This is a genomic window from Pelovirga sp. (genome assembly GCF_059864205.1).
Window position 1 is genome coordinate 1 of the sequence record NZ_JCBCBS010000188.1, and the last position, 13,161, is coordinate 13,161.

Sequence of the window (13,161 nt, forward strand, 5' to 3'; positions counted from 1 at the left end):
TGCGGTCAAGGATGAAGAGCTTGACGAGCTTTACAACTGGAGCTGATATCATCTGATTTCTGACAGAAAAAAGACCGGGGCGCGTTAACGGCCCCGGTTTTTTTAACAGATTGCTATTTATATATTTTTGTATCTATTCAGTACCGGATCGGGGTTTCTATATCAAGGGACGCGATTGTTTCCCGTTGGGTCATCCATGACCGCTTGTTGTCGCCGTCCATGGCGACAAACACCCTTGCCACAGGATCCAAAGGCCCTGCGCAAGGATAGAGCTGAATAATTACATATTTTTTAAAGAAGGGCCGACGATGCAAGCTGCTACCGATCTGAATTTACAGTTAACCCTTAAAGCACACTTGATCAGCGAATTTTATCCGCTGCTGCAACGGGGTGTCTGGTTGCCGGTGATAACCGGCGATAACGTTATGAAACTCTTGAATAACCAGCTCGGTATCGCTGAAGCTTATGTGACGGATCGGATTACGACCCTGTTTCTCGATGGCAAGGCAATTGATGATGCAGCTGCGTCAATTGTCAAAGATGGATCAACCCTGGCCCTGTCATCAGCCATGCCTGGTTTGGTCGGTTCGACCATGCGTCGTGGCGGACATCTGGCCGCCATGCGTGGCGAAATTACCTATCATCCGACACAGACAGCTACGATTGGCGCGGGCAAGGTTAAAATCAAGCTGTTCAATATGCTCATGCAAGAGGTCGGCCCTTTGTTGTTGGAAAGGGGGGTTCTTCTTTCAGGAGCTGAGCTGATCACATTGTTGGATGAAGGAGCTTCTTCATTCCGGGACGGTTGCGATTCTTTTGCTCTGAATAGCCAACTGTACCCATGTGCTGAGCTGGGGGGGAAACTGCTGACAACCCTGGCCCCTCAACAGACGGTTTTATTAAAGGTAGTCTGGAAAGACTGAACCTTTCCTTACTTTCCCTTTCCCACCTCGCACCCATATATGATCCCCATGAGCGGAGGAGTACCATGATACAGGTTACGGTTAAACTTTTTGCCTCATTTCGCATTGACCGCTTTGATCGCGAGATCCGGGAGTATCCACCAGCAACGACAGTTGCCGATGTTGTCAGGGAGTTGAAGATACCGGAAACGGAAATTGGCATTCTGTTGTTGAATTCAGTGCATGTCGATTTACAACGGCAGCTTGCCGATAATGATGTCCTGGCGATTTTCCCCCTGGTCGGAGGGGGATAAAATGAAAAATATTGACCTTGAACAACTGAAGGATTTTTTTTCCGGGCACGCTGAGGGCGATCTCGTTTCCTGGCCGAATCAGCTGAAATTGATGGATCTGTTTGGTGTAACCTGCAGCGAAGCTGACGAACTTATCATGCAGTCCGGTTTTCTCCCCGCTCGTTACCAGCGTAACCGTCACATGATCTCAATAACACAGCAGCTCCAGCTGTTAAAATCACGGGTGGCCGTGGTAGGTTGCGGCGGTCTGGGTGGTTATGTCATCGAAGAACTGGCACGGCTGGGTGTCGGTCGGTTGCGGGTAATCGATTCGGATGTTTTTGAAGAGCACAACCTGAACCGGCAACTGCTATCAACAATCGCTAATCTCGGAACTTCCAAGGTGGCCGCAGCTGTCAGTCGGGTTACAGAGATCAATCCCGCTGTTAAGGTCGAACCGCGGCAGGTTATTGTGGGAAGAGACAACGGTGTCGACATCCTGAGCGGCGTCGACGTTGTGGTTGACGCTATCGACAATGTCAAGGGCCGCCTTGATCTTGAACAGATCTGCCATCAGGTTGAGGTTCCTCTGGTGTATGGCGCGATTGCCGGCTGGTTTGGTCAGGTGGGTTGCATCAAACCAGGTCAAGGCACCATGCAAAAGCTCTACGCCAACTGGACAGCAGGTAAGGGGATCGAGTCGACATTCGGCAATCCGTCCTTTACTCCAGCGGTTGTGGGAAGTTTTCAAGCAGCGGAAGTCTGCAAGGTTCTACTCGGACAGGGAGGGCTGTTGGACGAGCGGATATTGTCAGTGGATTTGCTGCAAATGCAGTTTGATGACATTCCGGTGCAATGAAAGCGACTGTGGTCATCATGGTTTGTCCCGCACGGCACCCCGCATCAAGCAGGTCTTTGCTCAGAAATCCCTTGACTTTATGACCTCGGAGAGTCGACAAGAGTTCATCAACAGTTTTCAGATGGCCGGAGATCAACTCTTTTATACGCACTAAGAGGTATGCGTGAACTATTTGTCCGACTCCCTGTTTGCGGCTGTCGAATTGATTTTCAGTTTTGATCGGGAGGTTCAGCTTGCTGTCTGGACCTCCCTTTATACTGCCTGCGTTGCCATTGTCATTGCGGCGGCTCTTGGTATCCCTGTCGGTTTGTGGCTTGGCTTGCGGCGGTTTCCCGGACGCAGGGTGCTGATTACCCTGCTCAATACCCTGATGGCGATGCCGACGGTGGTCATCGGTCTGGTGTTGTTCGGCCTGTTCAGCCGGCAGGGGCCGTTGGGCGAACTCGGGCTGCTGTTTACTCCCGTGGCGATGATTGCCGGGCAGACAGTTCTGGCCATACCCATTGTCGCCAATTATGTTCTTGCCTGTGTCAATGGCGCCGATCACCGTGTTATTGATACGGCCAGAACGCTGGGTGCAACGCATTTACAGGCTTCGGTCCAGTTGATCAGAGAAATCCGGTTTGGCGTTATGGCAGCGCTGATCGCGGGATTCGGAAGAGTGATTGCCGAAGTCGGCGTAGCGATGATGCTGGGCGGCAATATCCGTGGTTCAACCCGCACCATGACCACCGCTATTGCGCTTGAAACCAGCAAAGGAGAATTTGTTTTTGGTCTGTCTTTAGGTCTTGTCCTGCTCTCTGTGGCATTGATTGTCAACCTGTTTCTGAACATGTTACAGCAAAGGTGAGACGATGGAACCGGTTGTGACGTTGAAGCAGATTCTCTTTGGTCGTGGTGATTTTCGTTTGTCTGTGGAGTATCTGGAGCTTTTTCCAAAGCGGGTTTATGCTTTGACCGGAGCTAACGGCGCCGGCAAGAGCACCTTGCTGAGAATAATGGCCCTGTTAATCGATCCCCAGCGTGGAGCTGTTCGGTTTCCCGGTTCAACCACCAGGGATCCGGATCAATTGCGTAAAAAAGTCACCTATGTTGAGCAGTCACCCTATCTGTTTCAGGGCACGGTCAGCGATAATCTTGCCTACGGGCTCAAACTGCGGGGAGTTGCCCGCGAAGAACAGGCGCGACGGATTACCTTAACCCTGTCCATTGTCGGACTCGAGGGCTTTGAACGACGTCAAGCCAAAGAGCTTTCTTCCGGTGAGACCCAGAAGGTAGCTCTGGCGCGCGCCCTGATATTAAAACCTGACCTGTTGCTGCTGGATGAACCAACAGCTAATATCGACGGTAACAGCCAACCGGCTTTTGAAGGGCTGCTGGCAAGGCTGCCAAAATATGGCGTCACCGTTGTTTTTTCTACCCATGACCGGTTTCAGGCAGAACGTATAGGTGCCGAGCTGCTATGCATCAACAATGGTATATTGCCGACTCAACCCACTGCAGCATGTCTGCGGATCTGAACAACACGGAGAGATATAAATGGCTGAGAGCTTTGCTTCTGCCTCCAGGTTAATCCTCGAAACTGTGTCGTTGCTGCCGACCGAGTTGGTGGCTTTATCAGAGGCATCCGGCCGGGTGCTGGCACAAGATATCCACGCGCCTGCCGACCTGCCGCTCTGGAATAACTCAGCCATGGACGGCTTCGCCCTGAATGCCGCTGATTGTGAATCTCCGGTACCCCTGATCATAGATGGTTATTTGCCTGCCGGCTGCAGCGCCATCGGCATGACGGTCAAGCCCGGCACCGCTGTACGGATTATGACCGGGGCCCCCACTCCGGAAGCCTGTGCCGCCATTGTCCCCATTGAAGAAACCGAAGAAACTGACGGTAAGCTGATTATCAAAGGGAAAATCCGATTGGGCAGACATATTCGGATGCGCGGAGAAGATATCCGTAAAGGTGATCTGACACTGACTGCCGGGACCCTTTTAAGACCCCCGGAAATCAATGTTCTGGCGACCTTCGGCATGCCTTTCATCGAGGTATATCGTCGAGTGCGGGTTGCCATTCTGTCTACCGGCGATGAACTGGTTGAACCCGGTGACAGTGTCGGTCCCGGACAGATTGTTAATAGCAATGCCTACTCCCTTGCTGCGGCCGTACGCGACATTGGCGGCATTCCCTGCCTTCTCGGCATTGCCCGAGATTCTCGCGAAAGCCTGATGGAAAAACTCAATGATAGCCGTGATGCTGACGTCTTAATTACCACGGCCGGCATTTCCATGGGTGACCTCGATCTGGTTAATGATGTACTGGAGGAGTTCGGCGTCAGGCGACTGTTCTCGAAAATCAACATCAAACCGGGCAAGCCGACGGCTTTTGGAACCCACCAGGGTCGTCCGATATTCTCCCTGCCGGGCAACCCGGTGTCGAGTATGGTCATCTTTGAAATGCTGGTGCGCCCTGCTTTGCTAAAGATGATAGGGCATCAACAGCTGTTTCGAGCTCGGGTCCAGGCTGTCTTTGCCGGTTCGCATATGAAGAAAAAAGGACGCCTGGAGTTTTATCGCGTGCGGGTTTTCAGCGATGGGCGGCAGTTGATTGCTGAAAGTTCAGGCGATCAGAATACCGCCATCCTGCGTACATCGTTGCGCGCCAATGGTATTGCCGTACTGCCTGAAGCGCAGGGCACCGTTGATGCGGGCGACAAGGTCGACGTAGTGCTTTTTAGCGAGGTTGAACCAACTTGATCGGTTGCGTGGGACAGAATCCGCCGACCTGTTTCGTCCGCCTTGTTTCAGATCATTCATTTAAGAGGCCGTCTCCTTTATGTCCTTTCTGAAAGATCTTCCCGATAACAGCGTACGGCGGTTGACCAAGGTCGCGGTCAGGACCATTCACCTGATCGGTATGGCGGGAATGTTCGGTGCCGCCATGTTTAGGGCATCGGAGCCGACGTATTTTTATCTGACCATGATTTCGGGTGTTGTCCTGGTCGGGATGGAAGCCTATTCCGGCTGGATCTGGTTTGTTCAGTTAAGGGGTTTTGCTGTCTATCTGAAATTGCTGCTGTTATTGGCATTGCATTTCGCCCTGCAACACACCATTATCATCCTGATTGTGGTGATTGCCATCTCCGGTTTCATGTCACACGCGCCAGGCTGGATTCGCTACTATTCTCTGTTACATGGCAAAGTTGTGTATTCACCTCAGGATCTGCTCGAATAAAAACAATCTGTGCGGCACCAGATCTGCATGGCCGCTAACCTTTACAACGGACCCCGATGGTCACTCTTCTGCATAAAGAACGCCTCGATACGGTGGTTGAAGCCCTCTGCGGCAGTGGGGCCGTGACGGTACTGGATCTGGGTTGTGGCCCGGGAGAGTTGCTGCTGCTGCTGGCCAAGCAGCCGCAGTTTCGCCGCATTGTTGGGATTGATACCTCGCAGGAGGTGCTGCAGGAAGCCCGGTATCAACTGGCTCTTCACCGGCATCAGGCGGATGGCACCCGGCTGACCCTATATCAGGCTTCATTCACTGACTTTATTGATGAGCTAAAGGGGTTTGACGCCGTTGCACTGGTCGAAACCATCGAACATGTGGCGCCGGGGCGGTTATCATTAGTGGAGCGTGCCGTGTTTTCCGGTTATGCCCCGCAGACGGTTCTGATCACCACCCCCAACAGCGAATATAACCCCCTCCACGGCATGGTTCCAGGGCGATTTCGCCATCCTGATCATCAATTCGAGTGGGACCGGCAAAAATTTCGCCGCTGGGCGCAAGGAGTCGCCGAACGCAATGGTTATCAGGTGACCTTTTCCGACATCGGTGAGGTAGATATGAGGTTGGGAGGTTCAACGCAGATGGCGGTGTTCAGCCGTATCTGTTAGCAGCAGCTGTCATCCCTTGGGAGTTTTTTTCTTATCCTTAGCTTTTTTCCCGTCTTTTTTCGGCTCTTTTGCCTTTTCTAGCTTTTCCGGCTTACAGACTTCATCCTTGTCCCGGGTAAGGGCATCACATTTTTTGCAGACAAACTTGGCCTTGGTTTTTTTTACGTCGGATTTACCCTTTAAACAGCTCATCTGCTAACCTTTCAATGTGTGAATAGGTTGAATAAAACACGGCCTATGAGATTCAATGCTAAAATTAACCAAAAAGGTCAGAAGCTGCAAGAACTACTGATCACCGCGGGAGATTTAGATGAAAAAGCTTACCCTGATTCGCCACGCCAAGTCAGACTGGAGTAGTGGTGCGGCAAGCGACTTTGAGCGCCCACTCAACCGGCGGGGCAACAAGGCGGCCACGATGATGGCCGGACGCATCCTTAAATGCGGTAGCGTGCCTGATCTGCTGGTCAGCAGCCCGGCACAGCGAGCGGCCGAAACAGCTACATTGCTGGCGCAAGGACTTGAGTTGGCGCAAGAGCAGATTATCTTCCACCGCAATATTTATGAAGCCTCTCTGGCGACATTGATAGACATTATACGTCAACTGTCCGCCCCAGAGCATATTGCACTGATTGGCCATAACCCCGGCCTTAGTCATCTTGGCCTGTGGCTATGCCCGCAGGCTCCCGAGTGGCTGCCGACCTGTGCAGTGCTGGAACTCGAACTTGCTGTTGATGACTGGGCTGCGGTCACACCCGGTTGCGCGACCCTGGCTGGTTACGATTATCCAAAGCACTAGAAGGAGGTGCTGATGTGTAATCCAAGGGCGCGAAACACCAACAGCGGCGCAAATATGAGCGTGATAGCGGTGAACCTTGCCTGTCGCAGAAAAGCATCAATAAAAAACAACTTAAACGCCTGCAGATTGAGCTGGTCAAGCTTCAGGAATGGGTTCGCCGGAAAATAAACGAACCTGACTATGTGCCGGAAAGATACTGATTATTTGTCGACCGGCCTGAACAGCGAAAAGAGGCATGACATTGGTTCAGGAGAGGACTTCTCAGAAAAATAGCAGTGTACAAAAAAAACATCTGATTATTTTATACATCGATATTTTTCTTAAGTATCAACAAGTTAGACTTCAATAGTGAACCATCCTGGGGCATCCTGGTGCCTTGCCTGTATATTTTGCCTATATACATCCTCAGAAGGACAATGCGCAACAGACCCCTCCCATCCCCTACTCAAAAATCTTCCACTGAATAATTTCAGCTAGTTGAAGCCTTTCGCAGAGAAATTTCCAGATGTTGGCACGGTCCCTGCTTTATAGCAAGTCAACAACACAGCATGCTGATCTTCAGCAGCTTGCCATAGGAGGACATCATGAAAACCACATTACGTAATGCCCTGATCGCCCTGTTGACCTTTTCTTCTTCTGCCTTTGCTGCCGGGGCCACCGGTGCTGGAGAAGGAAGTCTGCTGGTCTCTTTATTCCTGGGCTTTTTTGCCCTGATTATTGTATTCCAACTGGTACCGGCGACCCTGATGATGGTCGGAATTCTCAGGGGCCTGTTCGGACGTGACCGTGAAGCTATCAAGGTAAAAAGTTAACATCTTGACGAGCACATGAACTTCAGGCACCGGTCACTAATCATCAGGTGCCTGAAGCTGAACCTTTTCATCAATAAGGAGAAACCTCATGAAATCATTATTATCATCCCTCGCCGTTGTCTTGATTCTTGCTGCTCCAGCCTTTGCCGTTGATACCGCGGTTACCTACAGCAGCGGATTACTGGTTCTTTTGTTTGTCGGTTTCTGTGCGCTGATTATTGTCGCCCAGCTGGTACCGGCGATTCTGGTGCTGTTCGGCCTGACCAAAGCTGTCGCCCAGGGCTCACGCAAGACTGTAGCCGCAAAAAACTAAGCTGACATTTCACCCGCTGATTTGCCAACAAGGGCAGGTGGCCTCATCGAAGTCACCTGCCCTTGTTGCTGGCCCCGTGGAACCAGCGACATTAACGTTCAGTGCTTCCATAACATATCTCCCTAAATTCAAAAAAAGGGTGGTTATTCCACCCACACGTAATCGTCAGCCTCAACACAGACGGTTTGCCCTTCCAGAAAACTCCCGGGATGGGCATCGACAACCATTTCAGCATGACCATGATTGATCGACCAGGAACTGCCGCAGGTTGTACACTCTACCAAGCCCTCGGCGAATTACTTGGATTTCATTTGGATAGTTAGTGCATCATTGTTTCTGTAAATCTCTGAGGAGGGGGAAACTGGCCGAGCCTACTTTTAGGGGGTTGAGCATGAAAAAACTGACCTTGATCCGCCACGCCAAATCGGACTGGACCAGTGACGCCGAACGTGATGTTGATCGCCCCCTTAACCGGCGCGGCAACAAAACGGCACCACGGATGGCCAAACGCATAGTCGAACGTGGTAGCACCCCGGACTATTTACTCAGCAGTCCGACCCGGCGTGCCCTTGAAACCACCCGCTTGCCGGCCAAAGGCCTTGACTTGCCTGAGGCTGTAGTTTCCTATGACCGGAGCATTTATGACGCTTCCCTGACAACACTGATTGAGGTGGTGCGCAACCTGCCTGACGTCGACCAGATCGCCCTGATCGGACGGTGGCTCTACCCTCCGGCTCCCGAATGGCTACCCACCTGTGCCGTGCTGGAGCTGACCCTGGAACTAACCGACTGGTCAGCCCTGACGCCGGGTTGTGCGCGTCTGAGATATTACGATTATCCCAAGAAGGAGGGCGTATGAGCCAGGACAACACCTTCCCCAAAGAGCAGAAAAGCAAGCAGCGACGCAAATATCAACGCGACAGTGGCAAGCGTTTGGTTCCCCTTAAGTCCATCGACAACAAAACCTACCAGCAAGAACTCAAGCGTCTACAGATTGAGCTGGTGAAGCTACAGGAGTGGGTTCGCCAGAAAAAGCTCAAAGTGGTGGTACTCTTCGAAGGACGCGACGCCGCCGGCAAGGGGGGTGCCATCACCCGCATCACCGAGCCCCTCAATCCGCGCATTACCCGGGTTGTGGCTCTGCCGGCCCCGACCGAGCGGGAGCGCAGTCAGTGGTACTTCCAGCGTTACGTTGAGCATCTTCCCGCCGGGGGTGAACTGGTGCTGTTCGACCGCAGCTGGTACAACCGCGCCGGGGTCGAGCGGGTCATGGGCTTTTGCACCGAGTCCGAATATCGGGAATTCATGCGCTCCTGCCCGGAATTTGAGCGGATGCTGGTACGCAGCGGCATTGTGCTGATCAAATACTGGTTCTCCATCTGCAACGAAGAGCAGGAAAAACGCTTCCATGCCCGCAACGCCGACCCCATCAAGCGCTGGAAGCTGAGCGACATCGATCTGAAATCACGCTCCCGCTGGGTCGATTACAGCATCGCCCGTGATGAGATGTTCGTCCACACCAACATCAGTGAAGCCCCCTGGTATCAAGTTGATGGCGATGTCAAAAAACGCGCCCGCCTTAATGTTATCTCCCATTTGCTGAGCATGTTTGACTACGAAGATCTGACGCCGGGACCGGTTGAATTGCCACGACGCCCGCCGGAAATCGGTTATGAGCGCCCGGTTATTGACGAACCCCGGTATGTACCGGAAATCTACTAATGGCTGTGATACGAAAAATGTTGCCGTTTCACTACCAATTTAGCTATACAATGTATATACTTTTTCGCAGGTAGCCCATTGTGAATCATTATCTTGAGCTTAAACAATCACTTCCGCTCGCAGATCTGGAACAGCTGACCAGAATGAGGGTTTGCGCGGAAAACCCTGAACCGCGCCAACTGACAGTCCTCGACACAGTCGACTGGTCGATCTGGATGTCCGGACAGGTGCTGGTACATGTCGCCGGCAACGGCCTGGAGCTCTATGATCGCGACGATCAACTGAGCGTGGCTGTCCCTGCCAAGCGTTGGCCATCCCTTATCGCACAGCTGAAAGACCCCCTTTTCAGCGCTTTGAAACCCCTGGTCTCGGTACGCGCTCTGCTTCCTCAATTCAACAGTCGCTGGCAGGAGCAGCCGCTGGCCTTTCTGAACAGCGATGATAAAATTGTTGCCCGCGCCACCCTTTACCACCTTGTTGACACCACACCAGCGCCGCCCTCTTTTCTGAAAATACACGCACTGCGGGGTTACAATCAGGAGGTGCAAGCTCTTGTCAATGGCCTCAACCCCGTAACCAGGACCTGCCCGTCAGCAATCACCCGCAAGTTTCTGCTCCAACGCTGCGGCCTGAACCCGAACCCTCCTGCGACCAAACCTGGGTTTCACGTCAACCCGGATCTGCCGACAGCGGAAATCGTTCTGAGAATGGTAGCGGAGCTATTAAGCCTGGCACGGCAACAGGAAGAAGGGCTGATCGCCGACATCGATAGCGAATTTACCCATCAGTACCGGGTTAACCTACGCAAAGGGCGATCGTTACTCAGCCTGTTTAAAAAAGAACTCACCCCTCAGCTTTATTGCGCCATCCAAAAACCATTGAAGAGCATGGCAAAAACCACCAATCAATTGCGTGACCTTGATGTTTTTCTGCTTGATCAGGATGGCTACCGTGCCATGCTGCCGGCACATTTCCACCCCGGGCTTGAGGGGCTGTTTAAACGCTTGAGGGGCCGTCGCCGGAAGGTCTGGTGCAAGGTCACGGCAACCCTCAAACAGGAAGAATATCTTGAAACCGCCCAGCAACTTGAGCAGCGGCTAAAAGAGCCACCGGATCTCTCTGCCCCGCGTTCCGGTACTGCGATCAAAAAGCGGGTCAGTCGCAAAATCTTGTCGCAATATCGCAAGATCAAGCGACATGACGCCCGCATTGACGCAACAACCCCCGACGACCGGGTTCATGAAGTACGCATCGAAGCCAAAAAGTTGAGGTATCTGCTTGAGCTGTTTGCCGAACTCTTTGCATACGATCAGGTGCGGCAATTGATCAAGGCACTGAAAAAATTACAGGACAACCTCGGACGTTTTAATGATTATTCCTCTCAATGCTTATTCCTTGAGTCTTTGCTGCGCGGTGCTGGAATAAAAACCGCCGAGCGGGATGCCATCAGCGGACTGATCGCCGTACTTTACAGCAAACAACAACATGAGCGGGGGCAGGTGGTTGACATGATAGCGGCTTTTTCCGACACCGAGATCGCCGAACAGTTTCAAAAACTATTTACAGATGCAGCGGCACAGGATGGTGGATCATGAAAATAGTTGCCTGTTACAGCTTCAAGGGCGGGGTCGGCAAAACCGCTGCCGCTGTCAATCTGGCCTACCGGGCGGCACAATCAGGACAGCGAACCCTGTTGCTTGACCTTGATCCCCAGGGGGCCTCTTCCTTTTATTTTCGAGTGCGCCCGGGGGACGATAGCAAATGGAAAAAGCAGACCCTTGAAGCTGCTGATGCGCTGCTGGCACACATCAAGGAAAGTGACTATTCCAATCTGGATCTTATTCCGGCCCAACGATCCCTGCGCAATCTCGATATTCTGTTAAAACAGACGGATTCCAAAGAAACGGTACTGCGGCGCCTGTTGAAAAAAATCAGTCACGACTACGATCTGATCTTGCTTGACTGCCCACCCTCCGTCAGTCGATTGGCCGAGAATATCTTTGTCGCCGCCGATCTGATTCTGGTGCCGGTGATTCCTACGCCATTATCGGAACGCACTTATGATCAGCTGGTGCGATTTTTCAAAGACAAGGACTATGACCGCAAAAAGCTTCTGCCGTTTTTCTCCATGGTCGATGCGCGCAAGCAGCTGCACCGGGATACGGCCGTTGCCATGCGCAGACGCTACAAGGGAATACTGCGCCACGCCATCCCCTATGCAACCGACGTTGAAAGAATGGGGGTCCATCGCGCCCCCCTCGACCTCTTTGCCCGCGGGCGACAGGCCAACAGGGCCTATCTGGCGCTGTGGCAGGAGATTGAACAACGGCTTAAGGATTTGTGATGATGAAGCAGACAGAAATCGAACGGAAGTTTCTGGTGTCTTCTCTGCCGTCGGGTTTTTTGGATAACCATGCAGGAGAAACGATCGAACAGGGGTACCTGATTCTCGAAGATAACAGGGAACTGCGCATCCGTAACCGCGCCGGGCGTTGGACAATGACCTTGAAACAAGGTCGGGGTTTGGAAAGGCTAGAGCAGGAGAAAGTCATCGACAGGGAATTATTTGCGATGCTTTGGCCACTGACCGTAGGGCGGCGCATTGAGAAAACCCGCTATACCATCGATCAGTCCGGATACTGCCTGGAACTGGATCTGTTCTCAGGGGCCCTGGCTTCTTTGATTCTGCTTGAAGTGGAATTTACTAGCGTTGCCGCCGGCCGTGACTATGTACCGCCCGTCTTTGCGTGCAAGGAGGTCACCGACGACCCGACCTACAGCAATGCCAGCTTGGCGACCAGAGGGCTGTCGCCAATGCATCAACCCGCCGAGGTAGTATGAGTAGCAAACAGAAAAAATATGGCAAAAAAGACAGTCAGTTGCTGATCCGCATCAATACGGCTGAACGCGATCAATTTGTCGCCTTATGCGACGAGCTTGACACCAGCGCAGCACGAGAGATCAGGCGTTTTATCCGCAGGTTTGTTGTGGAGCACCAACAGAGCTGACCAACCATCAAGGAGAATTCACATGCCAACATCCATCGAAAAAGTCCCTGGAATCGGTCCGACCACTGCTGTTTTGCTGGCTGATCATGGTATCCACAGCGCTGAAGATCTCGCCGCTAAACGAATTGGCGATCTGGCTGCCATCAAAGGATTCAATAGTATCCGTGCCGGGCAGGTGATCGAGGCCGCCCGGCTATTGATCGGAGCTGCGGTAGCAGACACTCCTGTGCCGCCTGGTAACTCCAGCAAAAAAGACAAGGACAAAAAAGTCGAGAAGAAGAAAAAGAAGAGCAAGGAGAAAAACAAGGATCTGAAGAAAAAATCTGCGAAGGAAGATAAAAAGAAGTCCACTCAAGCCAAAAAGAGCAAGGACAAAAAGAAATCGTCCGGGTCAAAGAAAAAGACTTCAAAAAAGAAATAACCGAGCCGCCCGCGGGCGCACTGCGAGGGCAGTCGCCCCCAGGTCGGATCAGCTAACTCTCTCTTCAGCTCAACTGTGGGCCGGTTCCAGGCTGTGGTTCCACTCGAGAATAGCGGCCTCCAGGGTTTCGCCGTTCACCATATG

At 52.4% G+C, this 13,161-nt stretch carries 20 protein-coding genes; 18 read left to right on the plus strand and 2 right to left on the minus strand.

The genetic code is table 11. From position 1 onward, the window contains the following. Positions 1-308 precede the first annotated feature (308 nt). The 8 genes from AC6F7T_RS11815 (at position 309) to AC6F7T_RS11850 (ending at position 5,945) form a co-directional block, all read left to right on the plus strand. Positions 309-923 carry a hypothetical protein gene (locus AC6F7T_RS11815; RefSeq protein WP_500719097.1) on the plus strand — a complete coding sequence of 205 codons (615 nt, stop codon included), beginning with the start codon at positions 309-311 and terminating at the stop codon, positions 921-923. A 65-nt stretch (positions 924-988) separates the two neighbouring features. Further along, complete coding sequence (locus AC6F7T_RS11820; protein ID WP_500719099.1) at positions 989-1,216, plus strand: MoaD/ThiS family protein; 228 nt, start codon at positions 989-991, stop codon at positions 1,214-1,216. 1 nt (position 1,217) lies between these two features. Next, on the plus strand, positions 1,218-2,054 hold the full coding sequence (locus AC6F7T_RS11825; RefSeq protein WP_500719101.1) for a ThiF family adenylyltransferase: 837 nt from the start codon (positions 1,218-1,220) through the stop codon (positions 2,052-2,054). A gap of 163 nt (positions 2,055-2,217) precedes the next feature. Further along, positions 2,218-2,904 carry an ABC transporter permease gene (locus AC6F7T_RS11830; protein WP_500719103.1) on the plus strand — a complete coding sequence of 229 codons (687 nt, stop codon included), beginning with the start codon at positions 2,218-2,220 and terminating at the stop codon, positions 2,902-2,904. A gap of 4 nt (positions 2,905-2,908) precedes the next feature. Further along, a complete protein-coding gene (locus AC6F7T_RS11835) occupies positions 2,909-3,574 on the plus strand; it encodes an ATP-binding cassette domain-containing protein (protein ID WP_500719104.1) in 666 nt (221 codons plus the stop codon). Between the two features lie 19 nt (positions 3,575-3,593). After that, positions 3,594-4,805 carry a molybdenum cofactor synthesis domain-containing protein gene (locus AC6F7T_RS11840; RefSeq protein WP_500719106.1) on the plus strand — a complete coding sequence of 404 codons (1,212 nt, stop codon included), beginning with the start codon at positions 3,594-3,596 and terminating at the stop codon, positions 4,803-4,805. 79 nt (positions 4,806-4,884) lie between these two features. Continuing rightward, positions 4,885-5,283, plus strand: a complete 399-nt coding sequence (locus AC6F7T_RS11845) for a hypothetical protein (protein WP_500719108.1) — start codon at positions 4,885-4,887, stop codon at positions 5,281-5,283. 56 nt (positions 5,284-5,339) lie between these two features. Beyond that, positions 5,340-5,945 (plus strand): methyltransferase domain-containing protein, encoded by a 606-nt coding sequence (locus AC6F7T_RS11850; protein WP_500719109.1) that lies wholly within the window; start codon positions 5,340-5,342, stop codon positions 5,943-5,945. Between the two features lie 9 nt (positions 5,946-5,954). Here AC6F7T_RS11850 and AC6F7T_RS11855 read toward each other — a convergent pair whose 3' ends face one another. Further along, positions 5,955-6,137 carry a hypothetical protein gene (locus AC6F7T_RS11855; protein WP_500719111.1) on the minus strand — a complete coding sequence of 61 codons (183 nt, stop codon included), beginning with the start codon at positions 6,135-6,137 and terminating at the stop codon, positions 5,955-5,957. A gap of 118 nt (positions 6,138-6,255) precedes the next feature. Here AC6F7T_RS11855 and AC6F7T_RS11860 point away from each other — a divergent pair, with 118 nt between their 5' ends. The 3 genes from AC6F7T_RS11860 to AC6F7T_RS11870 all read left to right on the plus strand — a co-directional run bounded on the left by AC6F7T_RS11860 (position 6,256) and on the right by AC6F7T_RS11870 (position 7,866). Then, positions 6,256-6,741 (plus strand): histidine phosphatase family protein, encoded by a 486-nt coding sequence (locus AC6F7T_RS11860; protein ID WP_500719113.1) that lies wholly within the window; start codon positions 6,256-6,258, stop codon positions 6,739-6,741. A gap of 584 nt (positions 6,742-7,325) precedes the next feature. After that, the gene (locus AC6F7T_RS11865) at positions 7,326-7,553 is read left to right on the plus strand and encodes a hypothetical protein (protein WP_500719115.1); all 228 of its coding nucleotides are present in this window, start codon (positions 7,326-7,328) and stop codon (positions 7,551-7,553) included. An 88-nt stretch (positions 7,554-7,641) separates the two neighbouring features. Then, on the plus strand, positions 7,642-7,866 hold the full coding sequence (locus tag AC6F7T_RS11870; RefSeq protein WP_500719116.1) for a hypothetical protein: 225 nt from the start codon (positions 7,642-7,644) through the stop codon (positions 7,864-7,866). A gap of 143 nt (positions 7,867-8,009) precedes the next feature. Here the strand turns inward: AC6F7T_RS11870 and AC6F7T_RS11875 are convergent, their stop codons facing one another. Continuing rightward, the gene (locus tag AC6F7T_RS11875) at positions 8,010-8,150 is read right to left on the minus strand and encodes a hypothetical protein (RefSeq protein WP_500719118.1); all 141 of its coding nucleotides are present in this window, start codon (positions 8,148-8,150) and stop codon (positions 8,010-8,012) included. Between the two features lie 107 nt (positions 8,151-8,257). On the opposite strand from AC6F7T_RS11875, the gene AC6F7T_RS11880 reads away from it, so the two are divergent. From AC6F7T_RS11880 to AC6F7T_RS11910, 7 genes are all read left to right on the plus strand, one after another. Continuing rightward, positions 8,258-8,725, plus strand: coding sequence for a histidine phosphatase family protein (locus AC6F7T_RS11880; RefSeq protein ID WP_500719120.1), 468 nt, complete (start codon positions 8,258-8,260; stop codon positions 8,723-8,725). Then, positions 8,722-9,588 carry a polyphosphate kinase 2 gene (ppk2, locus tag AC6F7T_RS11885; RefSeq protein WP_500719122.1) on the plus strand — a complete coding sequence of 289 codons (867 nt, stop codon included), beginning with the start codon at positions 8,722-8,724 and terminating at the stop codon, positions 9,586-9,588. Before AC6F7T_RS11880 ends, ppk2 begins: the two co-directional genes overlap by 4 nt. Before the next feature lie 80 nt (positions 9,589-9,668). Then, complete coding sequence (locus AC6F7T_RS11890; protein ID WP_500719124.1) at positions 9,669-11,183, plus strand: CHAD domain-containing protein; 1,515 nt, start codon at positions 9,669-9,671, stop codon at positions 11,181-11,183. Then, positions 11,180-11,932: an AAA family ATPase gene (locus AC6F7T_RS11895; protein WP_500719126.1), complete on the plus strand. Its 753-nt coding sequence runs from the start codon at positions 11,180-11,182 to the stop codon at positions 11,930-11,932. The genes AC6F7T_RS11890 and AC6F7T_RS11895 overlap by 4 nt, the downstream gene beginning before the upstream one ends. Continuing rightward, entirely contained in the window at positions 11,932-12,429 is a 498-nt protein-coding gene (locus tag AC6F7T_RS11900; protein WP_500719128.1) for a CYTH domain-containing protein, read from the plus strand. The genes AC6F7T_RS11895 and AC6F7T_RS11900 overlap by 1 nt, the downstream gene beginning before the upstream one ends. Beyond that, complete coding sequence (locus AC6F7T_RS11905; protein WP_500719129.1) at positions 12,426-12,596, plus strand: hypothetical protein; 171 nt, start codon at positions 12,426-12,428, stop codon at positions 12,594-12,596. The genes AC6F7T_RS11900 and AC6F7T_RS11905 overlap by 4 nt, the downstream gene beginning before the upstream one ends. Then, on the plus strand, positions 12,574-13,017 hold the full coding sequence (locus AC6F7T_RS11910) for a helix-hairpin-helix domain-containing protein (RefSeq protein ID WP_500719131.1): 444 nt from the start codon (positions 12,574-12,576) through the stop codon (positions 13,015-13,017). The genes AC6F7T_RS11905 and AC6F7T_RS11910 overlap by 23 nt, the downstream gene beginning before the upstream one ends. Positions 13,018-13,161: the final 144 nt, after the last annotated feature.